The following is a 25426-nucleotide window of genomic DNA, read 5'->3' on the forward strand; positions in this document are numbered from 1 at the left end:
ATTGACTGTATTTTTTACCTTTTTTAATCAAAAAATAGACAATTGAAGTTTTTTAAAAATGATAAAGTACTAAGCATCAAATATTACTAAATTTAGATGCTGAGGCTTTTATGAATAAAATTTATAGGGTGATTTGGAGTTCAGCTCATCGAGCTTGGATTGTTGCGAGTGAGTTTGCAAAAGGAAAAAAAAAAGTAGCACTTCATTAATAGTTAAGCCTCCTAAATTATCAATACCTAAATTATCCATTATATCAACTGGACTTATTGCAGCAGGGTTATTTACAGTACCAGATGCATTTGCTGAAAGTTGTAGTGTAAGTACGGTTGCTCAATTTAATTCATCAATAGCTAATTCATCATGCGATAAGATTGTCTTAACAAATAATATTACTTTAAATAGCAATTTAACAGTAGCCTTTGGCACAAGAAAAGATTTGGTTATTGATGGTAATGGTTATACCCTAAATGTGGGAAGTCGACGACTTACTTTTAGTGGGGGACAAGCAGATGAAAGCGTCAATTTAACGTTTACTAATTTTAATACCATTAGTTCAAATAATAGTACCAATAATCCTATTGCGTATGTTTCTGATACCACTTCGAATATTAATGTTAGCTTTGATAACATCACTACTATGCCAAATGGTACGGTTGCTATTCTAGCTAAAAGTTCTAGTTCTACAGCAAATAACCAAAATGCTTATAGCCAGCTTATTTTTGGTAATATTGATAATACTATTGATATTACGACCCGAGCTGATAAACAACTTGCTAATGCAAGTAAAATAACTTTTAATGGCAAATTATCAGTTATTGCTGAAAAATCAACAACTAATTATTCTTATATCTTTTGGAGTAATAGCCCAATTAGCCAAAATGTGGTGACGTTTAATTCTGGTGCAGATGTATCAATGAAATTAGGTATCGGAAATAAATTTACGTCTGGTGATACAAACTCAAGTAAAGGCTACTCTTACATCTTTAATGATGGTGCAAAATTTTTATTATGGAGTAGCCAAAATGTATTTGGTGATGCTACGGGGAGTAATGTCGGATTAAAGATCGGTAGTTATGATAAACAAACAGAAACATTTGGTAGTGGTGTTACATTGCAAATTGCTGGTGTTGATGGGGCTCAGTTAACGGGTGATGGATTAACAAATAATGGTGGTGTTGCTGGCGGGATCGATAATAGTGCCAGTGGTAGTGAAGATGTTGTATTTAACTTAGCTGGTGGCTCTAATTTTAATGTCACAGGTACCGGGATCGTTGTGACCAAAAATGCCGGTAATAATAGTGGTATCTATGTAAGATCTGCAACAGATATTAATGCTGCAACTGGGATAAAAATTGAACATAATGGTAATGGTGAAGTTCGAGTCAATAACAATGGTTCAATAACCAGTAGTGTTGCTGGTATGCAGTTTTCTTCTACTAGCGGTAATGAAATGGATGTTGATCTTACTGATGGTATCTTAAATGTAAATAGTGGTGATGGTATTGTTACCAATTCAGACTCATCTAAAGCTAATGTTAACCTTAATATTAATAACGGTACGGTTAATCTTATTGGTAGTGGTAATGGTATTGATGTAAGTGCTAGTGGATCACCAAACGCACATTTTATCACTGGTACAACGATTAATTTTGCTGAAGGGGCGACTGGTAACGTCATTAAAACTAGTGATGCCAAAGTGACCCTAAAAGATACTCACATTAATGTTATTGATTCTACAGCTTTTACTGAATCAGGATTAAATAATATTATCTTTGCTAACAGTGATAATAATACGAATAACATTATTACTGTTACAGGATCTGGGACTGGTCTATTACTTAATAACGATTTATCTGCAATTCAAGATAGCTATTTAACACTCAATGTTACCGATAGTTCAGGTGAAGCGACCACTGGTACAGGTACTGCAATTAAAATTAGCGGTGGTAATACTGATGATGTTATTCATGTAACAAATGATATTAATATTAATGCTATTGGGTCTACAGCTATTGAGATTAATGGGGATCAAGCTCGTCAATTTGTAAATGATGGTGTAATTGATGGTAATGTATTATTTAACAATGGTAATGTTGACAATATTATTACTAATAATAAAAGTCTCAATGGAAGTCTAACTACGGGTTCTGGTAATGATACTTTAATTTTAGCAAGCGGTTCGCAAACAACAGGTACAATTAATTTAGGCGATGGTAATAATACAGTTTCGATTGCTAATGATACAAGTGTAAAGAATGTCATTACTGGTTCAGGTGATGATACTTTTAATCTAAGTAATTTTGATGTCAATTCAAGTAATCATATTGGTACCTTGGATGCAGGAACTGGTAACAATGTACTTAACTTTGATAATTCATATCTTGAAGTTGATGAAACAACCTTTTTTAAGAATTTTGGTAATATCAATTTAGATCAATCAACACTATCTCTACTCAATAAAGACAATTTAAGCTCAGGCTTAATTAATATTAATGATACCAGTTCTTTACTATTTTCTGACCAATATAATGATGATGTTGGTATTGTTTTATCAGGTACCGGTCGAGTTGAATTAAAAGATGGCTCTAATGTAACTTTAGCTAATGCAAATAATAATTTTTCTGGGGAGTGGTTAATTGATCAGGGGGGGACATTAAATACCTCTGCAACTAGTCAGTTTGGTAGTGGTTCGGTTGCGTTATCAGGAACTCTAAATCTAAGCCAAACAACTTTGGATAATGCTTTAACTGGCAATGGCCAAGTAAATATTGATACTAGTGGTAATTCTTTCAATTTCTTATCTAATACAGGAAATAATTTTTTAGGTACGGTTAATCTAACCAATACCCAATTAGCTGTATCCGATGGTAATACTTCTGCATTAACAAATGCCACTTTACAACTCTCTTCTGAAAGTACTGCAACCATCGGTCTTGGACAACAAAATCTTGGTAATTTAACGTTAAATGGCGGTACACTTTCATATGCTGCTGATAGTGGTGTTGTAAACGTAAATGAGCTTAATGTTACCGATAATAGTATTGTGAAAATTGACGCTGATAATGTTTATATTGATAACTTACTTGATCAAAATACAATACAAAAACAGCAATTAGTATCTAGTGATAATACGCTTTCATCTACTGATTTAGATAAATTAGCATTACAAGATGCTCAAGGTAACGAATTAAATAATAATACTCAGCATAATATTACTCAAAATAATAATGTTGTTGCAGTTGCTGATTATGACTTTGCTTTAATTAGTGATAAAGGGTTGAGTGTTTCTAGTCAATTAACGCAACTTGATATTCAAAATGGACAAACTTTAGCGTTAACGTCAACGGGCGCAACAAACCGAGATTTAACAGCGAAGTTAACCGGCAAAGGTAATTTAAGTGTAGCCAGCGATGCCACGGGGATCAGCTTAAGTAATACCGCCAATGATTACACCGGTAACACCACAGTCACCGCAGGTAAAGTGATTGTCGGTGCCGATAATGCTTTAGGTCAGACAGCACAACTAACCCTTAACACCGGAACCAGCGTTGATTTAAATGGTAAGACGCAAACTGTTGGCAGTTTAGCCAATGCCGGTAGTGTCAATCTGGCGGGGGGAGCCTTATCTTTAACCAATGGAGGGACTTCAACGGTAGCCAATGGCTTAAGCGGCGCCGGTCAGCTGAATGTGAAAGGGGGTGAGTTAGTTGTCTCAGCAGCGAATAGTGGACTGAGCGCCACAACGACGATCGATAAAACGGCCGCGGTAACCTTAAATGGCTTAGGAACACTGGGCAGTAGTGCGATTGATATTGCAGGTCGACTCAATCTTAATGGCAACAATAGTGCGCTCAGTAATATCTTAAGTGGTGCCGGTAGCGTTAATACCCAGGCTGCGGTGACATTAACCGGTAATAACCAAAGCTTTACCGGTAGTCAGGTCATTGGTGAGAACGGCAGCTTAACAGTGAGTCGTGGTCAAAATCTTGGTGCGGATAGTGCAACCGTTAACTTAGCCGACAGTAGCGCTGCGTTAATCTTAAGTGGCGTGTCCCAAGCGGTTAATCAGGCACTCAGTGGTGTTGCAGGCAGTACGGTGACGGTAAATAACGGGTCGGTGATGAGCTTAACGGGTAACAACAGCAGCTTTGCCGGTCAGTATGTTATCACCGATAACAGTCAGTTAACGGCAGGTCAAACACAAAACTTAGGCAGTAGTGCGGTCAGTATTGCTGATGGCAGTACTTTAGTCTTCAATAACTTCAACAGCGGTTCAAGCACCGAGTTAGGTAATGCCTTAACGGGCACCGGTAATATGACTTTAGCCGGTAGTCATTTGACCTTATCGAAAGACAATAGTCAGGCGGCTGACTTTACGGGTGATATAGCCATCACCGAGGGTTCAAGCTTAACGGTCAGCCAAGATAACCAGCTTAACAGCAGTGCCAGTATTAATGTTAAGGGGGCTGACGATAACTTAGTGATAGCCAGTGACAGTAATTATGCCTTTAATAATGCCTTAACGGGTGCGGGTAATATCAATGTCGATACCGATGGCAATCAATTCTCCTTTAGTAATAATGTGGGTAGTGACTTTACTGGTAATGTGAGTTTAAGTCACAGTACCTTTACCTTATCCGGCGATAACACCGCTGCATTAACTCAGGCTACTTTAAATGTTGCTGAAGGTAATAAAACCACAGTGGGTGCGGGTGAGCAGACTATTGGTAACTTAACCTTAAACGGTGGTACCGTTAGTTTTAACGGTGATGGCGTAATTAACACCGATAAATTGACGGTGAATGATAAGAGTATTATTCAGATCAACCCGGATAATATTCCAAGTACGGATATTGATACCGCAAGTAATTTACTTGACCAAAATAGCGGCGAAGTATATCAATTAGTGAATGCGCAAGAGAGTTCTACCGTTGATGTCAATGATCTGACTCTGCAAGATCAGTCCGGTAATGCATTAACAAATGACGCAACTCACGATCTTAGACAAAATGAGCAACTTGTTGCGAAAGCGGGATACGATTATCAGTTAACTAACCAAGGGGGTCTGGGGGTTAACTATGCGTTAACGCAGCTTGATATTCAAAATGGTCAAACTTTAGCGTTAACGTCAACGGGCGCAACAAACCGAGATTTAACAGCGAAGTTAACCGGCAAAGGTAATTTAAGTGTAGCCAGCGATACCACGGGGATCAGCTTAAGTAATACCGCCAATGATTACACCGGTAACACCACAGTCACCGCAGGTAAAGTGATTGTCGGCGCCGATAATGCTTTAGGTCAGACAGCACAACTAACCCTTAACACTGGAACCAGCGTTGATTTAAACGGTAAGACACAAACTATAGGCAGTTTAGCCAATGCGGGTAGTATGAATCTTGCTGGAGGAACGTTAGTTTTAACTAATGGTGGGAGTTCAATTTCAACTAATGGTTTAATTGGTGCAGGTAAACTACAAGTACAAAGTGGAGAGCTAGTTGTTACTTCTGCAAATAGTGGACTGAGTGCCACAACGACGATCGATAAAACGGCAGCAGTAACCTTAAATAGTTCGGGAACGTTAGGTAGTGGGGCGATTGATATTGCGGGTCGACTCAATCTCAATGGTAATAATAGCCAAGTAAGTAATGTCCTTAGTGGTGCTGGTACTGTTAATACTAATACGAATATTATTTTATCTGGTAATAATAGTGGGTTTACCGGTACGCAAGCAATTGGCTCTAATGGTCAATTAACAGTAAGTAATGCGAATAATCTTGGTGCAAGTACTGCTACTGTGGATTTAGCAGACAGTTCTTCAACATTAGTATTGGATGGTTTTAAAACTGATTTTGTAAATGACTTAACTGGTAGTTCAGGAAAAGTAAATATTGCGAACAGTTCTTCAACAACGTTCAAAGGAAATAATATTAATTTTTCTGGAGATTATAATATTCTTGGTGGAAGTACATTAAATATGGATCAAACTACTCAACTAAGTAGTGACTCTTCGATTAATGTGTCTTCACAAAATGATTTACTTAATATTAATGTCACTGGTGATTATAACTTTAATCAAGCTTTAACTGGTAATGGCAATATCAATATTGATGCTAGTGGATCTACTTTTAATTTTGGTACTAATGTGGGTAGTGCTTTTGCGGGAAATGTTGATTTTACAAATGCTAACTTTGTATTAATTGATAATAATGCAACAACATTGACTAATTCAAAATTGATTGTTTCTAATGGTGCAAATGTTACTGTTGGTAAGGGTGAGCATCAACTCGATGGATTAACTATTAATGGTGGTGGTTTATTTTTTAATCAAATCACTGAAGATAATGGTAAATTTACCTCAGAAGGGACGATCACTACAGATACACTGGATGTGTCTTCAGTAGGGAGTGTTAACGTTGATCTACCTAATAATATCACTCCAAATTTAGATGTTTATACTGTATTACAGCTTGATGAAGGTAATATTATTCTTTCGCTAGTTAAAGCTAATACCGTTATTGGTGATGCAAGCGATCTCTCTTTGGATGATTCAAATAATGATCCGTTACCAAACGATAAAGAACAAAATCTTATCAATAAAAATACTAATGTAGAATCTGCAAAGGGTTATTTTAACTATGATTTAACCACTGGACATGATAGTGACGGTTTATACCTTGACTATGGTTTGGTTCGAATTGCTCTTGAAGGTAGTGGTGATAATGCATTGATATTAGAATCAACAGAGCAGCAAAATAATACTGCATCAGGAAACTTAACATCTAAAGTTGAAGGTGACGGTGATCTTGCAATTGAAGGTCAAACAGCTAATACAACTATTTCTATTAATAATGGTGAAAATAGTTATACAGGTAAAACATTTGTTCGTTCGGGTACTTTAATTCTTGGTGATAATAGTGCATTAGGTAATACATCAGCGTTAGTTATTAACCAAAATGCTACAGCAAATTTAAATGGTAAGACGCAAACTGTCGGCAGTTTAACGAATGCCGGTAGTGTCAATCTGGCGGGTGGAGCCTTATCTTTAACCAATGGCGGGACTTCAACGGTAGCCAATGGCTTAAGCGGCGCCGGTCAGCTGAATGTGAAAGGGGGTGAGTTAGTTGTCTCAGCAGCGAATAGTGGACTGAGCGCCACAACGACGATCGATAAAATGGCCGCGGTAACCTTAAATGGCGCAGGAACACTGGGCAGTAGTGCGATTGATATTGCAGGTCGACTCAATCTTAATGGCAACAATAGTGCGCTCAGTAATATCTTAAGTGGTGCCGGTAGCGTTAATACCCAGGCAGCGGTGACATTAACCGGTAATAACCAAAGCTTTACCGGTAGTCAGGTCATTGGTAAGAACGGTAGCTTAACGGTGAGCCGTGGTCAAAATCTTGGTGCGGATAGTGCAACCGTTAACTTAGCCGACAGTAGCGCTGCATTAATCTTAAGTGGCGTGTCCCAAGCGGTTAATCAGGCACTCAGTGGTGTTGCAGGCAGTACGGTGACGGTAAATAACGGGTCGGTGATGAGCTTAACGGGTAACAACAGCAGCTTTGCCGGTCAGTATGTTATCACCGATAACAGTCAGTTAACGGCAGGTCAAACACAAAACTTAGGCAGTAGTGCGGTCAGTATTGCTGATGGCAGTACTTTAGTCTTCAATAACTTCAACAGCGGTTCAAGCACCGAGTTAGGTAATGCCTTAACGGGCACCGGTAATATGACTTTAGCCGGTAGTCATTTGACCTTATCGAAAGACAATAGTCAGGCGGCTGACTTTACGGGTGATATAGCCATCACCGAGGGTTCAAGCTTAACGGTCAGCCAAGATAACCAGCTTAACAGCAGTGCCAGTATTAATGTTAAGGGGAGTGACGATAACTTAGTGATAGCCAGTGACAGTAATTATGCCTTTAATAATGCCTTAACGGGTGCGGGTAATATCAATGTCGATACCGATGGCAATCAATTCTCCTTTAGTCATAATGTGGGCAGTGACTTTACTGGTAATGTGAGTTTAAGTCACAGTACCTTTACCTTATCCGGCGATAACACCGCTGCATTAACTCAGGCTACTTTAAATGTTGTTGAGGGTAATAAAACCACAGTGGGTGCGGGTGAGCAGACTATTAGTAATTTAACCTTAAACGGTGGTACCGTTAGTTTTAACGGTGATGGCGTGATTAACACCGATAAATTGACGGTGAATGATAAGAGTATTATTCAGATCAACCCGGATAATATCCCAAGTACGGATATTGATACCGCAAGTAATCTACTTGACCAAAATAGCGGCGAAGTATATCAATTAGTGAATGCGCAAGAGAGTTCTACCGTTGATGTCAATGATCTGACTCTGCAAGATCAGTCCGGTAATGCATTAACAAATGACGCAACTCACGATCTTAGACAAAATGAGCAACTTGTTGCGAAAGCGAGATACGATTATCAGTTAACTAACCAAGGGGGGCTGGGGGTTAACTATGTGTTAACGCAGCTTGATATTCAAAATGGTCAAACTTTAGCGTTAACGTCAACGGGCGCAACAAACCGAGATTTAACAGCGAAGTTAACCGGCAACGGTAATTTAAGTGTAGCTAGCGATACCACGGGGATCAGCTTAAGTAATACCGCCAATGATTACACCGGTAACACCACAGTCACCGCAGGTAAAGTGATTGTCGGTGCCGATAATGCTTTAGGTCAGACAGCACAACTAACCCTTAACACAGGAACCAGCGTTGATTTAAATGGTAAGACGCAAACTGTTGGCAGTTTAGCCAATGCCGGTAGTGTCAATCTGGCGGGGGGAGCCTTATCTTTAACCAATGGTGGGACTTCAACGGTAGCCAATGGCTTAAGCGGCGCCGGTCAGCTGAATGTGAAGGGGGGTGAGTTAGTTGTCTCAGCAGCGAATAGTGGGCTGAGCGCCACAACGACGATCGATAAAACGGCCGCGGTAACCTTAAATGGCTTAGGAACACTGGGCAGTAGTGCGATTGATATTGCAGGTCGACTCAATCTTAATGGCAATAATAGTGCGCTCAGTAATATCTTAAGTGGTGCCGGTAGCGTTAATACTCAGGCCTCGGTGACATTAACCGGTAATAACCAAAGCTTTACCGGTAGTCAGGTCATTGGTGAGAACGGCAGCTTAACAGTGAGTCGTGGTCAAAATCTTGGTGCGGATAGTGCAACCGTTAACTTAGCCGACAGTAGCGCTGCGTTAATCTTAAGTGGCGTGTCCCAAGCGGTTAATCAGGCACTCAGTGGTGTTGCAGGCAGTACGGTGACGGTAAATAACGGGTCGGTGATGAGCTTAACGGGTAACAACAGCAGCTTTGCCGGTCAGTATGTTATCACCGATAACAGTCAGTTAACGGCAGGTCAAACACAAAACTTAGGCAGTAGTGCGGTCAGTATTGCTGATGGCAGTACTTTAGTCTTCAATAACTTCAACAGCGGTTCAAGCACCGAGTTAGGTAATGCCTTAACGGGCACCGGTAATATGACTTTAGCTGGTAGTCATTTGACCTTATCGAAAGACAATAGTCAGGCGGCTGACTTTACGGGTGATATAGCCATCACCGAGGGTTCAAGCTTAACGGTCAGCCAAGATAACCAGCTTAACAGCAGTGCCAGTATTCATGTTAAGGGGAGTGACGATAACTTAGTGATAGCCAGTGACAGTGATTATGCCTTTAATAATGCCTTAACGGGTGCGGGTAATATCAATGTCGATACCGATGGCAATCAATTCTCCTTTAGTAATAATGTGGGCAGTGACTTTACTGGTAATGTGAGTTTAAGTCACAGTACCTTTACCTTATCCGGCGATAACACCGCTGCATTAACTCAGGCCACTTTAAATGTTGCTGAAGGTAATAAAACCACAGTGGGTGCGGGTGAGCAGACTATTGGTAACTTAACCTTAAACGGTGGTACCGTTAGTTTTAATGGCGATGGCGTAATTAACACCGATAAATTGACGGTGAATGATAAGAGTATTATTCAGATCAACCCGGATAATATTCCAAGTACGGATATTGATACCGCAAGTAATTTACTTGACCAAAATAGCGGCGAAGTATATCAATTAGTGAATGCACAGGAGAGTGGAGATGTTGATGTCAATGAACTGACACTGCAAGATCAGTCTGGTAATGCCTTAGCCAATGGGGTTGAGCATGATATCAATCAAAATTCGAATTTAGTTGCAAAAGCGCAGTACGATTATCAGTTAACTAACCAAGGGGGGCTGGGGGTTAACTATGCGTTAACGCAGCTTGATATTCAAAATGGTCAAACTTTAGCGTTAACGTCAACGGGCGCAACAAACCGAGATTTAACAGCGAAGTTAACCGGCAGCGGTAATTTAAGTGTAGCCAGCGATACCACGGGGATCAGCTTAAGTAATACCGCCAATGATTACACCGGTAACACCACAGTCACCGCAGGTAAAGTGATTGTCGGCGCCGATAATGCTTTAGGTCAGACAGTACAACTAACCCTTAACACAGGAACCAGCGTTGATTTAAATGGTAAGACGCAAACTGTTGGCAGTTTAGCCAATGCCGGTAGTGTCAATCTGGCGGGGGGAGCCTTATCTTTAACCAATGGTGGGACTTCAACGGTAGCCAATGGCTTAAGCGGCGCCGGTCAGCTGAATGTGAAGGGGGGTGAGTTAGTTGTCTCAGCAGCGAATAGTGGGCTGAGCGCCACAACGACGATCGATAAAACGGCCGCGGTAACCTTAAATGGCTTAGGAACACTGGGCAGTAGTGCGATTGATATTGCAGGTCGACTCAATCTTAATGGCAATAATAGTGCGCTCAGTAATATCTTAAGTGGTGCCGGTAGCGTTAATACTCAGGCCTCGGTGACATTAACCGGTAATAACCAAAGCTTTACCGGTAGTCAGGTCATTGGTGAGAACGGCAGCTTAACAGTGAGTCGTGGTCAAAATCTTGGTGCGGATAGTGCAACCGTTAACTTAGCCGACAGTAGCGCTGCGTTAATCTTAAGTGGCGTGTCCCAAGCGGTTAATCAGGCACTCAGTGGTGTTGCAGGCAGTACGGTGACGGTAAATAACGGGTCGGTGATGAGCTTAACGGGTAACAACAGCAGCTTTGCCGGTCAGTATGTTATCACCGATAACAGTCAGTTAACGGCAGGTCAAACACAAAACTTAGGCAGTAGTGCGGTCAGTATTGCTGATGGCAGTACTTTAGTCTTCAATAACTTCAACAGCGGTTCAAGCACCGAGTTAGGTAATGCCTTAACGGGCACCGGTAATATGACTTTAGCCGGTAGTCATTTGACCTTATCGAAAGACAATAGTCAGGCGGCTGACTTTACGGGTGATATAGCCATCACCGAGGGTTCAAGCTTAACGGTCAGCCAAGATAACCAGCTTAACAGCAGTGCCAGTATTAATGTTAAGGGGAGTGACGATAGCTTAGTGATAGCCAGTGACAGTGATTATGCCTTTAATAATGCCTTAACGGGTGCGGGTAATATCAATGTCGATACTGACGGCAATCAATTCTCCTTTAGTAATACTGTTGGTGATAGCTTCACCGGTAAGGTTGAGCTTGGTAATACGGCATTTACTTTAGGTGGCAATAATACTAGTTCTATAGCTAATGCTGATCTTATCTTATCTACAGGTGGTAAAGTTACTGTAGAAAATTGTAAACAGTCACTAGATCAATTAACCTTGAATGGTGGAGAGCTGATTTTTAATAATATTGTTGAAAATAGTGGGGTATTTAATTCAGAAGGTGTTGTGAATGTTAATACTGTTGATGTTTCTGGTTCAGGAAGTATTAGTTTAAATTTACCAGCTGATATACACCCTAGTATATCGGGTAATACAGTGACTCAACTTGATCAAGGTGAGGTTACATTACAATTGGCTCAAACTGATAAAGTCATTGGCTATGCAAGCAATCTTACATTACAAAATACCGATGGACAGCCATTACTTGAGAAAGATGTTGAAGAAAATCTGATTAATACTGGTAGTTCAGAAACTTCAGCAATTGGTTACTTTAATTACAAGCTTACTACTGGTCAAAATATAGATGGAATTTATTTAAACTATGGTCTAGTAAAAATAGATTTACTTGGTTCTGGAAGTAATGCATTAATTGTTGAATCAACCGAGGCTCAAAATAATACAGGGTCTGGAATGATTACTTCACAAATCGTTGGTAATGGTGACTTAGCAATAGCGGGTAATACTGCTAATACAGTTATTACTGTTGCTAATACTGACAATGAGTATACGGGTAAAACTGATGTTCGTTCAGGTATTTTATTACTTGGCACCGATAATGCTTTAGGTAATACCTCTGAACTAATGATTAATAAGGATGCAAAAACCGGTTTAAATGGTAAAACACAGACTATTGGTAGTTTAACAAATAGTGGAGTAGTTGATTTAGCCAATGGTTCATTAACCATCGCTAATGGTGGTAGCTCTTCTACAGTGAATGGATTAACTGGTGCAGGTCAGCTAACTCTTGCTGGAGGTGAGCTCATTGTTTCTGCTGAAAATAATGGATTAACTGCAAATACTGATATTACTAGCGATGCTGCGATTACCTTAACAGGAAATGGTACCTTAGGAAATAGTGCTATTAAACTTAATGGTGAACTAAATCTTAATGGTGATAATAGTAACTTTATCAATGCACTAAGTGGTGCAGGTAATGTCAATGTTAATGCTAATATTGGCTTAAGTGGAGTCAATACCGATTTCTCTGGTATCTTTAATATTGCTCAAGATAGTTTATTATCAGCAACAGATATTAACCAATTAGGTACAGCTGCTATCAATAATAATGGTAATGTTCTATTTGATTTAAATACAGCAGATCAAACCTTAACCAATGTTATTGCTGGTAGTGGTAATATGATTAAAAATGGTACTAACGCCTTAATTATTGGGACCGACCAAACTTATACTGGTAACACTAACATTAATCAAGGCAATCTATTTGTGAATGATAATGTGGCTCTGGGTGGTGTTGATGCTGGTGATATTATTATTAATTCGGGGACTGCATTAAGCGGTGCAGGTTCAGTTAATGGTAAAGTTATCAATTTTGGTAATATTAATGTTGCCAATAACTTATCAGCATTAACTCGTGAAGTACCAGAGATTGCACAGTTTACCATCAACAATGATCTTGATAACTACAATCGAATTAATATTGGTAGTTCAAACAATCTTGTTGGTAATAATTTGGTTATTAATGGTAATTATACTGGTTACGATAATGCGATCATCTATATGAATACTGAACTGGGTGATGATGAAACTAGTAAGCTTGATCAACTTACTATCAGTGGTCATGCTGGTGGTTCAACTCTAATTCATATTAATGATGTTGGTGGAACAGGTGCTAGCACTAGTGAAAAAGGGGTTAAACTTATCGACAATGGTAGTTCTGATGTTGATGCGTTTAAACTTGATAACACTGTTGTTAAAGGTGCTTATGAATATGTTTTACAACGTGATGCAACTGATCAAGATTGGTATTTGACTTCCTATAAAGAGAGCTTATATCGTCCTGATTTAGGTGTATATATTGCAAATGCAGATAGTGTCACTAAATCATTATTACCAAGTTTTGGTAGTCGTTCATCTGGTGCATTAGCTGCTGGCTCTGGTGGTATGAGAGCTATGGACCGATTAAGTAAAACGGATGATGATCACTTGAATTCAGTTTGGATGATTAATGGTGGTGGTAAAACTAAAGGTAAAGCAGCCGGTGGACAAATTAAATATGATTATAACGACTTCTCGTCATTAATTGGTATTGATGGTACGTTCAATTCAAACGGTAGTGCCTTTATTGTTGGTGTAATGACAGGGTATACTCATGTATCTTCGTCATCACATAACATTGATACGGGTTCAAGCAGTAACGGTAAAGTTAATGGTAATATGTTCGGTGTTTATGGTAGCTGGTATTTAGATGCAGATAATGCTTTAAGCCCATTCATCGATGCTTATTTTTCATATGGTCATTATCGAAACTCTGCGCAAACTCAGGGTAATGACAAAGATTCATATACTTCGAATGTATTTAGTTATACTTTACAAGGTGGTTATCCGATCTTAGTTAAAGATAATTTGGTTGTCGAACCACAGGCTCAAATCAGTTATCTAACTTATAATGGAGGCGATGTTACCGACCATTCTGGTACTGATATTAGTACTTCATTTAGTGGACATACTATTTATCGAGTAGGTGCATATATGTATCCTTATAACGGCGATATTAAACCATATGCAGGTATTAATTTATGGTTTGATAATACACAATCATCTGTTAAATATGATCAAACTCGTTTGTATTCCGATAAAGCTGGCTTAATGGCTGAAGCTAAAGTCGGATTACAAGCCAAAATCAAAGAGAATTTTATGATGACAGGCGAAATTAATTATCATCGTGGACGCCATGATTCACAAAATTATAATATGAATGTTGGTTTTAAATATCAATTCTAAGTAGTTAACTAATTAATCCACCCCTACCGTATTAATAAGTAGAGGTGGATTTTTACTATTTTATTTGTTCCTAATATGATTAAGTTATTTTGTTTCATTACTAAAATTGATGATATTTTGATATAACAGTGAATAAATGATGAAAATTGATTGACTGAAATGAATTGCTTTATATAATACATGTCGTTATTACAAATCACCTCTATGTCTCCTTAGCTCAGCTGGATAGAGCAACGGCCTTCTAAGCCGTAGGTCACAGGTTCGAATCCTGTAGGGGACACCATAAAAATCAACAAGTTATATTTAAATATCAAAACTTTAAAAAATTAACAGGTCAAGTAATGGGTTAAGTTGGGTTTTATACCTAATTAAGCGATAAAAGTGTAATGTTATCATGATAAACTTATGAATATAAAAATAGGGCAATAGCCCCATAGTATGATAACTGTCTAAATTCAAATTATAGTAATTCACCGGTTTGACAATAATGTTCGATCTCTTTACGATCAAATCCTATTAGCAAGCCATCAATTTTTCTATACTTGGGTTTAGGAAAAGCTCCTTTTTGAACCCAACGCCACACAGTTGGCTTTGTTCTGTTTACTACATGACATACTTCATCCCACGTCATATAATGTTCGTTGATATTCATAAATAAGCCTCTTTACCTCTTTAATAAGTCAATGCACAACAGTGAATGCAGTTTTCTTTGAATCAGGTTTCGTTTCTACAATAGTCATAAATCCAATCCCGAAATATTTCACATAAAGATCATTAATGTAAAATAGTAATTCATTTGCCATTCCTAACCCTTCTTCATCCCAGTCATCTAATGCATCATGAACATCCCCAGCGATTAAACCAAAATAATGAGCAGCCATTACACCTTGATTTAAACATACGCCACTGATATATAAATTAAATTGAATTTTGGTTTGAGGATCAATCCAATTGTTAAGTTCGTTAGAATCTATATCAAAAGTTAAGTTTAAATGTAACCCACAGTCATTTACGGATTGAATAAATTTCTGACGAAGATTTTCTTTCATTATTTCAGTTAAGTTTGTTTCATTTATAATTTTAGTTAAATTCATCTCTAATTACTCCGTTGTAACATATAAGCATCAATTAAATTTAATATGTAAATTCTTACATTGTGATTTGAGTAACCACCAGATAGCAGATATTCTCTAAATCCTCGAACAGTAAGTTCATTGGTCGCTTTTTTATTTTCCAATTTTGTTTTAAGTTGCAATATTTTTGCTTCAAATGTTGCTACCTTCTTTTCCACATCTTGGCTGCGGTAAAATTCACCATGAAATGGCAAACCGATACATTTAGCATCATAAGGTGATATGTTATAGTGTCTTATTTTCATGCTTATTCTCCGCATCTATTAACTCTTGAATATTATCAAAATCTATTTTGCTTCTTGATTTTTGCAATGAGTAACCGCATCTAGCCATAGTCCACAGGAAAAAATCTATTGTATAAATATGCGCACTTATCCAGTTTGGTAATCTATCTGGTTCGTGATTGGTATCTGTTTGTACATAATGAGCTAATAATTTAAATATATCTTTTTGATCATGAAAATCTTTCATGAAAGACGGGAGGTGTTTACCTTCATTTAAATAATTAAGCAATTTATTATTCATTATCTTTCTCCGCATCTTTGATTAATAGAAAGCACTCAGCTATAGCTCGACATGGGTTTTCATTCAAAGATGAAAAATAATTTTTATGTGTCAGCTTTCGGCATGACCATGAATGAGTTAATGGATTAAAATCAAGGTCAAGTTTGTTATCAATCATCAATTGAAAAGCTATTGTTTTATCATTACACGGATTAAACTCATGCCCTTTTTTTGACGTAAAGCCATTGTATAAATCATTGCTTGCTACGTCCCAAATTATAAAATAAGGGTCATAGCTGTAGTACATAAGATGATACAGGCCTAACGACTCAACAACTTCATCATTAACCTCAAAATCACTCATTTCACTATATTTGTTCATCTTGCTTGCTCCTTTCATATTCATATTGGGTCATTAATTCATTAGCTACATTTCTATAATTAGCAACTAGCCACAATTCATCTTCTGTAAATTCATAATTAGGAATAGGTGAAGCGATCCAGAATCCAGTTAAGAATTGATTTTTATTTACTGACTCAAATAATTCATCTTGCTGTGATTTTAGTATGCTTTCTATTTCATGCGATAAGCACTCAATATCAATTGAAAACTCTTGGCTTTTTATATATAGCTTTTTGTTATGATCTCTACATAACGCACCAACACATACAGACCATTTATATCTAACCTCAGCAAGCATTCTAGCTTCGGTTTGAGACCATTTATCAATTATTTTATTGTCATAAATAGGAATAACATATCTGCTTGCGCCTTGAATGAATGCTATTTTATAACGAGGTGATACAGCCTTAGATAATTGTTGAAATTTTACAGAAGGATTATATTTTTTATTCCTCTTTTTCTTCATCATTCAACCTCAACGATGCTTTATAGCTATTTAGCAAATCGATTAAAAAATTCTTTCCAGCGGCTCTAGGATTATTTTTAACAAAAAACGCCACCATTTCAGTAGCTCCCTGTATTTTCAATTCTAAGCTATAATCAATAGACGGCGGGATAGTATCTTGTATGAATTGACTTGATACTTGTTTTTTAAAATTATTCATCTAAATTTAACTCCTGCTTTTGCCAGCTTGCGACATCCACTAATTACTGTTATTTCATGACTAAACCCTTTTTTAGGTTTAACTCGATATAACGTAGTTTCATTACCATAGTAATTGCCAGTATACGAATCAAGGAATGGGTAATTGATTCTAGGAAATTCAGTTATTAACTGATAAAGATAGCTACAAGTATCATATGAATCGTAGTCACCATCATATGACGCCTCACTCCAAACTACCCACTCGCCATCGTCTCCATCTAGTGAAAAATTAGAAGGGTTAATTCCACAAAAGTTAATCAGCAAATCCATTGCCGATTTACTATTTTTCTTAATCTGACGTGGTTTCATTTTTGTTAACCTCTTTTCCCCAGTAATTAAGCTGCCATTTCAAATATTCTTTGATTTTATTAACATCGGTTTCATTCTCCAAATCATCAACAATATGACCGATCATAGAGAGGCGCGCTTCATTTCTTATTTTCCATGTTGCTCTGTGATTATTGCTCTCAAGCTCTTTGATTTTTAGTTTTAAATCGTTAATTAATATTTGAGATTCTAATTTATTCACTTAATCACCTCTATTGACATAATTACCCAGCAATAAAACTGGATAATATAATTTTGGGTTGTTCTGGCTCTGTAACTTCTATTGCAATACATTCGTAAGCATAGTAACCAGCTTTATCTACTGCTAACTTAATAGCTTCTTCTTTACTGTTAGCCCAAATGATAAAGCCGTCATATTCATCATGATCAGCTATCGTTCGTATTAATTTGTAGAGTTTCATTGTTACTTTTCCATGCTTGATAATATGTGTGCTATAACATCTACCGTCCATCCGTTGCCAATGGCTTTACATGCTTGGTTATATGAGACGCTATCGGTATAACCTATATTGAGTGTTTGAGATAACTCTAATTCTCTTCGTGTTAAATATCTGCAAAAACCATCAAACTCAATTAATCCACTATTTTTGTGTCTATCTTGTTTTAGTGTTACACAATTAACTTTGTTTCTATATGTTACATTAGGACAATTTCCGCTAACTCCGTCTCCCCACATTTTTAATCGTGATGCTGTTTGGTTAACTTTAAATTGAGAGCAATAGTCAAAATTAGTGTCTTTGTAATCTTGAAATGAAATGCTCCTATCTTCAGGGGGTGATACGCCAGGAATATTAGTCCAATACAGCCGCTCTCTATTTTGAAAGCTTACCAAGTTACTATTAATCTTAATTGGCTCAACCCCCAAAGACATTGTGATTATTTCTTCATGTTCTTTTGGCATTACTACATTTTCAAGTAAAAAATATTTGGGATTAAATTTATGTTTAGCTTCCAAGTATTTCCAAAACAGATTACTTCTGTCTCCTTTTAATCCAGTTCTTACTTTATTTGAAATTGTTGCGCCACGGCTAAAATCTTGACAAGGGCTACCGCCTAATAGCAAATCTATTGTTGGTAAATTCCATGATTGAATATCATTTACGTTTCCTATCTGCTCAATATCTGAGTGATTATTTTCTGATATTTTTATGGCTGTTTTATCTATCTCTGAAGCGTAATACTTGCTTACTTTAATATTTGCGCGATCAAGCGCAACTCGACCGCATGATATTCCATCAAACAGACTTAAGACGTTCATTTTCATATTCCTCAGACAATAGTAATCCGTACTGAAATTAATCAGCGTGATAAGGTTAGGTTAATTAGCTGTGTTATCTTATAATTGATAAAAAAGTTAAGGAGAATATATGTATACTGGTTATAATTTTTTAAATTTACTTGACGCTATATGGCTTTACTCTGTTACATATTGGTGGATTTTCCTCATCTTTAACGTTGTTGGTTTATCGCTACTTATTACAAGTAGAGTAATTAAAAGCAATACAACATTCATTGTTGGTTGTACTTTGTTGTTTATTATTAATCTTTATTTCATTATATTTATTGGGATTATTAACTTCTTGGATTATTGATGTAGATGTTATTTTCACCATTGATATAAAGATATTTAAATTAGTGGGTTAGGGGGCTTGTTAAGGTAGTTATCAACAGATTTTGGGGATAAAAAAAGCGAACTTATTTTTTCTAGCTATTTATGGTATTATTTATTAAACTTTTTTATAATTAACAAACAGGTATTACAATTGAAAAATAAAAAAATTATAAATTGGATTGTCACTATTATCGTCGCTGTTGCTGTTTTTTTCTTTATGAATCAACTTGATTTATTTAATAAAAAATCAATTGATGCGCAGCTAAGTAAATTATCTGAATATATAAATAAACGTGCTCCAATACAAATGGATAGAAATACTGTTATTGAGACATCTGTAGCAGAAGGTAAAACATTAACAATAAAAACAAGGATAATTGGAATTGATTTTAATGATGTAGATAAAAATGAGTTAAATGACTTTAAAAATATAATTTATCTTCAATTAAGAAATGGTATTTGTACTAATGATAAAATGGTATCCCCTTTAAATAAGGGCGCTATTTTAAAATATATGTACGTTACCGAAGAAGGTAAAAATTTGTTTACTATTACTTTAAAAAATGATGATTGTTTAAAAATGAAATTAGAATAAATAGTAAATATAAAATTCGATAGCTAAAATGGCACATCATCGAAATCCATAGGCGGCTCATTCTGTTTTTGAGCAGGGCTATTATTGGGCTGCTCTAGCTTCTTAGTCGGCTGTATCTGATTAACTCGTAAGCACGGCATCAACCGTTTAATACCGTCTTTTTCCCATTCATCAACATAGAATTCACCGCTAACGGTAATTAAATCACCCTTTTTAATATTAGGTGCAAATAATTCAGCAGTCTTGCCCCACATGACACATTTAATCCATGCTGTTTTTTGATTATCGCCATAACCTTGTTTAACTGGTAAGCTAAACTCAGCTACAGCAGTGCCATTTTGTAAATATCTTAACTCAGCATCTTTGCCAGCATTTCCGCTAGCTGTTAGTGTGTTAATTGCCATATCGCTTTTCCTATCAATTATATTGTTTTATACTAAATTAACTTTATCTAACTTTAATTATCTTTATGGAATGGTATGTTCGTTGTTTAACTACTGAAAATGCAATTTTCATTTTCACAACAATGCTTTCTTTTAGAGGCTTTCTCTATATAGCGAATTTTATTTTTCCAAACTCAATAGTGCTTTATGGAGTGGATGCGCCAATAGGGGACTATTTTTTAGTTCCGATATTTTTAATGATTTATGGCGCTTTGGTTTATGTTTTTGGTTTGACAGCAATTAATCGGAAAGTATATGGCTATACTGGTATGTTCGATATAAACGCAAAACAAATAAAGGTAAGAGTTAACAAGCATCTTGTTTATTTTATACCTGTGCAATATTGGGGAGTTATATCGGTTTGTCTCGGATTAATTGTATTGCTAATTCAAATTATATATAGGATTATTTTTATGTAATCTTACTTGCCATTCTCTTGCTCCAGTTGTTTCATTCTATTTTTAATAAATCCAAGACAATTTTTAGCATTACCGTAATAAACCTTACCTTTTACCAAGAATTTATTTGTTGTTGGATAAAAGCAGACTGTGCCCATTTTTACTTTTATTAACACTGTTCCATTTTGATCTATACAGTGTTTAATATTGCTATTTTCAATAACTTCCATGTTTTTATTTTTATTATTAGCTTTGCGCTCTTTTTTTAATTCATTAAAGAACTTAAAATCTTCACCAACATCTCCCATCTAAACCTCTCTATAATTAATAAAGGCTCATTGAGCCTTAATTGATATTGGTTTTAATCTCTTTAATTAACTCAGATAAGATACTTGAGGTTAATATAAAATCAGCTTCAATTCTCTGTTCTTTTTCGTCGGGCATAAAATCATCATTTTTAAGTAGAATACAAGGATCAAAAGTGATTTTTGATAACGTCAAGTCACGTTTGATTGTGAACTTAACCCCCTGATTAAATGATAGCGAAAGTGATTCAACCATTCGACCAGCATCGATATAGCTTTTAACCTCTCGGCTATCTGTGATTTGCTCATTGATTAGCTTGATTTTACTACGCGTATCAATGCAATCGAATAACACAGCACTGTCGCATATTTCAAAACTGGTTGGCTTATCACCTTGTAACCATTTTGTTAGTGTTTTTTCTGCTGGTTGTTCACAAATTGGACATATAGCAAGCGAACCAAGCTCTTTGCGAAGATGAGCCAAGACATCCTCGGATTTTCTGAAACTTGATGCCGTGATAGCTAGTGTTTTATTGGCCTTATCAATCCAAACATTCAATTGCTCAAATTTACTAAACGAACTAGGTAGCAACTCGATCATTGCTTCATCTTTTAATGCCAACTTTTCAGATTTTTTGAGCTTGCGACCTAAAAGTTTTTCCTGTTTTTCTACCTTGTCGTTAACAACCCGTTTGATTACATCACCTGGTAGGATTTTGCGCTCAATCTGATACTTGAGTAGTACCTGATCGTTAATCTCAATCATTAGCTCATTATTATCCAACGGAGATATAAAACCGCTTTTTACTGAATCAATTGGAGAGCAGGGGGTATAAGCTATTTTTTGTAATAGCTCATTATTTATTAGCTGTAGCGTTGTATCATTATTGATGTCATATACTATTAAATTTTTACAAAACATATTCACTCCTTAACACTATTGTGCCTCAGTAATAAAATTCATTCGTTTATATATCGCTCTTACTTTTTCGACATCATCAGCGCAATATTCGGCAACACGCTTTATCTTTCCAGCTTGAACAAAATCCCATACTTTGGAGCCGTCTATCTCGTCATTTTTTGGTGGAATACCAAGCGCAATACAAATCTCATTCAATGATACGTAGTTGCGTTTTCCTGCCCATTCGGTCATCGTGTCGTAAATATGAATATTGTTATATGACTTATTGTTGAGTGGTAGAAATGATGGGGGTTTTACACCGAGTACAATCGCTCGTTGATAAATAAATCGCAGATCAAAGTTTTCTAGATTGTGCCCAATAAAAGCCGGCGTAATATCTGCACTTGGTTTGTATTGAGTTTTGATGTCATCAAAAAATCTAATCAATATTGATTTTTCATCACCAGCCCAGTTATCACTATAAATCACACTCACAGGTTCATCATTAACTGCATACGCGATACAAACAATCTGACCATAACCGCCGTTTAAAGCGGCTTTTCTATATGCAGCATCTTTGTTTTCCTCAATCCAAGCCTCGATAACCTCTGGTTTTTTGTAGTTGCTCGGTGGGGTTAATGTTGATTGTACATGCTCTTTTATAGTCGTTGATTGTGTCGGTATCGTTTCAATATCAAAGAAAATATTAATTTTGTGGGTCATTATTTACCTCTGCAAATTTTAGTTTGGTTTCGTCATAAAATTGCTTGGCTTCATCTTGCTCTAAGCATCCATTAAGATTTTTATAGGCAATTTGAAAAGCGGTTTTTAATTCATCGATACTTTGAGCACTAATTGCTTTTTCTTTGAAGTTGTTAAGTTCTGCTTGCTCTCGTGTCACGCCGTCATTAAGCCAGTTAAGCAACTCTTTGCCCGCTTCAGTTGTGATTTTAAATATCTTCCCATCAAATAACTGTGTTCTGTCTTTTGTGGTTGATGCGTTGTGAGACATGTCAATATCAAACATAACGGTGAACTCATATTCCATCCCGTCTCGCTGTATCGGTGCCATACCTACCTTTTTAGGAGTTTGTTTACCTTTTTCATTCTCTTGCAGAATGTACTCCTGCTTTGATCTCATTGTGGCGATTATATGGGCAGGACTTGCAAGCATTGCGTTAACTAATGCATTATGTTCTGGTGTTATTGTTCTCCAAGCCGTGTAACCATTGCCTCGCCCGCTATCAGCTAACTTACCTTGCTTATCAAGCAGACCCCCATCACCAGCCCAAGCGTGCGACAAACTATCAATGATAATTACGTCATAATTAGCTTGCTCAAATGCTTTGATTGCTTGGAGATACTTGTCAATAGTGTAGGGAGCTTCAATTTGAATAACATCGTAATCACCTAAATCAGCGTACAAATCAGCACTTCCTTGCTCAGTGTCTATGATGCCTATTTTCTCACCTAGCCCGAACGCCATAAGCAGCGCTGAATATGTTTTCCCTGCCCCACTTGGAGCAGCCATACCAAGTCTTAACTTGGATTTCTTCTTCACAGCTTTTCTAATCTCTACCATAAATCACCTCGTTCGAATTCGTGTCATTTTCATGCTTTTGGAACTGTAAATTAGCTAAGTTAGTTAAATCTATATGGTTGCTACTAGCTAACTCCATAATTTGTTTTTCTACTTCTGATAGATCGTTATAAACCTGTTCCCATGTCATCATTTACCCCTTAAATTGCATTCTGTTTTAATTCGATACTGCGCTTCTTTATCGCAGATTGATTTAATTGCGTCTTGTACATGATCTGGGTCGATTAAATCCCAGCCTAAAGATGTTCTTATTAAGCTTTCAATCTCATGGTAAGAATCATCGGTTAGCTCAGAATAAAGCTTTTGTGATAGCTGGTTAACCTTACTTTCTTGCTCATCTTGCTTATCGTAAGAGCGCATTAATCCGTTATAAGATGAATTGTGAATATAAGCACCGATATCTGTACGCATAAATCACCTCAATTAGTTGCAACAACCATCATTTGATAAATAGTGATGCAGCATAATGCAAACACCACTATTACTCCGCAAGCATTAAAAAAGGCGCTATTTACGCCTTTCTTGTATTTATTTCGGTTTCTATTTGTCATGCTCAATCTCGCCCTATTAAGAATCAAACTTACTATTGAGTTTTAAATTTAACTCTTCAATACATTCCCTTGCTGATCTTTTGTATGATTCAGCCGCATCACCTGAATAATTTTTATCAACTGCGTTTTCAAATTGATCAATCGTACCCAAAAAGCAACCAGCTTTAATTTTAAAAGTGTTATCAATCCAAGCTGCAAATATAGTTCTGTTTGAATAACCGCAATTTTTTCTAAATGCAATGTTTTGTATCTTTTCATCATCCAAATACAGAGAACCACCAACACTTAAATTATCAGGTAGCTGAGTAATTGCGGTGCCTTCCAAATACAGAGAACCACCAATAATTATTTTTTTACCCTTTACTTTATAGCTAACGTGTTTTTTATTTAAAACCTCTAGAAACTTTTCCATATTCATTCACCTGTAAAAAAGCCCCAAACTTCGGGGCGAGTTGAGGACTGCTTTATAATGAAGCCCACTCTGTGAATGGGCTTGGTTATATGCACGTTAATTAAATTGATTTGCCTATCTTTATACTTGCTAGGCTCAAGTATCCTAATATTTACCACAACATTAAGGATCTGGTTATAAGGTTGCTATTTTTTTGTTATTTCAACCGCATACTGATAACAATAACCTAGGAATCCAGTAAACTTCCCATCGTTTTGTTTTTCTGCTATCAGCTTAATATCTTTAAGTAAACTTTTGCCGTTTGTTCTTTTGGCTTCTTCAAGTATTGGTTTAATTGTTCTATGGTTTAGAACGCCAAGAGACTTTGGAACGTTAATTAATTCGTCAATATCCATATCTTTAAATTCAACCCCATAATACAAGTTTAAAGAATTTGCTTTACTTAAAGCGCATCTTAATGCGTCAACGCTAACTTTTAATGCCATTTTTACCCCCTTTTTCAAACTCGCTGACTCTCATTGAAAGCTATCGGATTTGAATGCTACACTGTCGCAGTAGCCGCGCTTAGAATTTATCTAAGAATGACCAGATTTTTATAATTAAATTGAATTATATTTAAGCATTACATAAACCACCTCAATTAATCATCTATGGAATATTATTAGCGCATCCATATATACGCATATAAAATTTACTAATCTTTAAATTTGATTGCTCAGTTATCTCTAGAGCAGAGTTTTTGCGCGCTAATTTCGTTTTGTAGCAGTGAGCCTTTTAACGTAAGTACAACCTTAAATCGTTCTAAGAAGTGTGCTGTAGTCCGTGCTATTTCATTTTGCTAGGGTTGCTAGTTCAACTAATTAACTTCGACTTTCCATTTTGTTAAAGAGCAATCAACTTGTTTGTTGTTTCGTGTTGATGTGGTTAAGTATAGTGTATTTATACTTATTGTAAAGTAATAATATACAAAAGTGCAAAATAA

General features: G+C 36.6%; 22 protein-coding genes and 1 tRNA gene. 3 read left to right on the top strand and 20 right to left on the bottom strand.

All coding sequences use genetic code 11. From position 1 onward, the window contains the following. Nucleotides 1-436: 436 nt before the first annotated feature. Together RHO11_01570 and RHO11_01575 are read left to right on the top strand one after the other, a co-directional pair. Nucleotides 437-14533, top strand: coding sequence for a hypothetical protein (locus RHO11_01570; protein WVD61842.1), 14097 nt, complete (start codon nucleotides 437-439; stop codon nucleotides 14531-14533). A 206-nt stretch (nucleotides 14534-14739) separates the two neighbouring features. Continuing rightward, nucleotides 14740-14816, top strand: a tRNA-Arg gene (locus RHO11_01575). Between the two features lie 177 nt (nucleotides 14817-14993). Here the strand turns inward: RHO11_01575 and RHO11_01580 are convergent. Genes RHO11_01580 through RHO11_01630 form a run of 11 tightly spaced genes read right to left on the bottom strand, consistent with a single transcriptional unit; the run spans nucleotide 14994 to nucleotide 18885 of the window. Then, nucleotides 14994-15185, bottom strand: coding sequence for a hypothetical protein (locus RHO11_01580; GenBank protein ID WVD61843.1), 192 nt, complete (start codon nucleotides 15183-15185; stop codon nucleotides 14994-14996). Nucleotides 15186-15213: 28 nt separating this feature from the next. After that, nucleotides 15214-15627 (bottom strand): hypothetical protein, encoded by a 414-nt coding sequence (locus RHO11_01585; protein WVD61844.1) that lies wholly within the window; start codon nucleotides 15625-15627, stop codon nucleotides 15214-15216. A 2-nt stretch (nucleotides 15628-15629) separates the two neighbouring features. Continuing rightward, nucleotides 15630-15911, bottom strand: a complete 282-nt coding sequence (locus tag RHO11_01590) for a hypothetical protein (GenBank protein WVD61845.1) — start codon at nucleotides 15909-15911, stop codon at nucleotides 15630-15632. Further along, nucleotides 15892-16191, bottom strand: coding sequence for a hypothetical protein (locus tag RHO11_01595; protein ID WVD61846.1), 300 nt, complete (start codon nucleotides 16189-16191; stop codon nucleotides 15892-15894). The genes RHO11_01590 and RHO11_01595 overlap by 20 nt, the downstream gene beginning before the upstream one ends. Further along, a complete protein-coding gene (locus RHO11_01600) occupies nucleotides 16184-16552 on the bottom strand; it encodes a hypothetical protein (protein ID WVD61847.1) in 369 nt (122 codons plus the stop codon). Before RHO11_01600 ends, RHO11_01595 begins: the two co-directional genes overlap by 8 nt. Next, a complete protein-coding gene (locus RHO11_01605; protein WVD61848.1) occupies nucleotides 16539-17042 on the bottom strand; it encodes a hypothetical protein in 504 nt (167 codons plus the stop codon). Before RHO11_01605 ends, RHO11_01600 begins: the two co-directional genes overlap by 14 nt. Further along, nucleotides 17020-17238: a hypothetical protein gene (locus RHO11_01610; GenBank protein ID WVD61849.1), complete on the bottom strand. Its 219-nt coding sequence runs from the start codon at nucleotides 17236-17238 to the stop codon at nucleotides 17020-17022. Before RHO11_01610 ends, RHO11_01605 begins: the two co-directional genes overlap by 23 nt. Beyond that, nucleotides 17235-17588, bottom strand: coding sequence for a hypothetical protein (locus tag RHO11_01615; protein WVD61850.1), 354 nt, complete (start codon nucleotides 17586-17588; stop codon nucleotides 17235-17237). The genes RHO11_01610 and RHO11_01615 overlap by 4 nt, the downstream gene beginning before the upstream one ends. Further along, nucleotides 17569-17808: a hypothetical protein gene (locus RHO11_01620; protein WVD61851.1), complete on the bottom strand. Its 240-nt coding sequence runs from the start codon at nucleotides 17806-17808 to the stop codon at nucleotides 17569-17571. Before RHO11_01620 ends, RHO11_01615 begins: the two co-directional genes overlap by 20 nt. A 22-nt stretch (nucleotides 17809-17830) precedes the next feature. Then, complete coding sequence (locus RHO11_01625) at nucleotides 17831-18028, bottom strand: hypothetical protein (protein ID WVD61852.1); 198 nt, start codon at nucleotides 18026-18028, stop codon at nucleotides 17831-17833. A gap of 2 nt (nucleotides 18029-18030) precedes the next feature. Next, nucleotides 18031-18885, bottom strand: coding sequence for a DNA cytosine methyltransferase (locus RHO11_01630; GenBank protein WVD61853.1), 855 nt, complete (start codon nucleotides 18883-18885; stop codon nucleotides 18031-18033). Nucleotides 18886-19390: 505 nt separating this feature from the next. On the opposite strand from RHO11_01630, the gene RHO11_01635 reads away from it, so the two are divergent. Further along, nucleotides 19391-19834 (top strand): hypothetical protein, encoded by a 444-nt coding sequence (locus RHO11_01635; protein ID WVD61854.1) that lies wholly within the window; start codon nucleotides 19391-19393, stop codon nucleotides 19832-19834. A gap of 23 nt (nucleotides 19835-19857) precedes the next feature. Here the strand turns inward: RHO11_01635 and RHO11_01640 are convergent, their stop codons facing one another. The 9 genes from RHO11_01640 to RHO11_01680 all read right to left on the bottom strand — a co-directional run bounded on the left by RHO11_01640 (nucleotide 19858) and on the right by RHO11_01680 (nucleotide 24929). Next, the gene (locus RHO11_01640; GenBank protein ID WVD61855.1) at nucleotides 19858-20238 is read right to left on the bottom strand and encodes a single-stranded DNA-binding protein; all 381 of its coding nucleotides are present in this window, start codon (nucleotides 20236-20238) and stop codon (nucleotides 19858-19860) included. A gap of 460 nt (nucleotides 20239-20698) precedes the next feature. Beyond that, complete coding sequence (locus tag RHO11_01645; GenBank protein ID WVD61856.1) at nucleotides 20699-20983, bottom strand: hypothetical protein; 285 nt, start codon at nucleotides 20981-20983, stop codon at nucleotides 20699-20701. A gap of 37 nt (nucleotides 20984-21020) precedes the next feature. Further along, entirely contained in the window at nucleotides 21021-21902 is an 882-nt protein-coding gene (rdgC, locus tag RHO11_01650; protein ID WVD61857.1) for a recombination-associated protein RdgC, read from the bottom strand. Nucleotides 21903-21917: 15 nt separating this feature from the next. Next, nucleotides 21918-22604, bottom strand: coding sequence for a ribonuclease H-like domain-containing protein (locus RHO11_01655; protein WVD61858.1), 687 nt, complete (start codon nucleotides 22602-22604; stop codon nucleotides 21918-21920). Beyond that, complete coding sequence (locus RHO11_01660; protein WVD61859.1) at nucleotides 22588-23463, bottom strand: ATP-binding protein; 876 nt, start codon at nucleotides 23461-23463, stop codon at nucleotides 22588-22590. The genes RHO11_01655 and RHO11_01660 overlap by 17 nt, the downstream gene beginning before the upstream one ends. Then, a complete protein-coding gene (locus tag RHO11_01665; GenBank protein WVD61860.1) occupies nucleotides 23450-23614 on the bottom strand; it encodes a hypothetical protein in 165 nt (54 codons plus the stop codon). Before RHO11_01665 ends, RHO11_01660 begins: the two co-directional genes overlap by 14 nt. Next, the gene (locus RHO11_01670) at nucleotides 23611-23892 is read right to left on the bottom strand and encodes a hypothetical protein (GenBank protein ID WVD61861.1); all 282 of its coding nucleotides are present in this window, start codon (nucleotides 23890-23892) and stop codon (nucleotides 23611-23613) included. The genes RHO11_01665 and RHO11_01670 overlap by 4 nt, the downstream gene beginning before the upstream one ends. 156 nt (nucleotides 23893-24048) lie before the next feature. Beyond that, the gene (locus RHO11_01675; GenBank protein WVD61862.1) at nucleotides 24049-24444 is read right to left on the bottom strand and encodes a hypothetical protein; all 396 of its coding nucleotides are present in this window, start codon (nucleotides 24442-24444) and stop codon (nucleotides 24049-24051) included. A 185-nt stretch (nucleotides 24445-24629) separates the two neighbouring features. Continuing rightward, nucleotides 24630-24929, bottom strand: coding sequence for a hypothetical protein (locus RHO11_01680; protein ID WVD61863.1), 300 nt, complete (start codon nucleotides 24927-24929; stop codon nucleotides 24630-24632). Nucleotides 24930-25426 lie beyond the last annotated feature (497 nt).

The organism is Orbaceae bacterium BiB, from assembly GCA_036251205.1.
Lineage (GTDB): Bacteria > Pseudomonadota > Gammaproteobacteria > Enterobacterales > Orbaceae > Orbus > Orbus mooreae.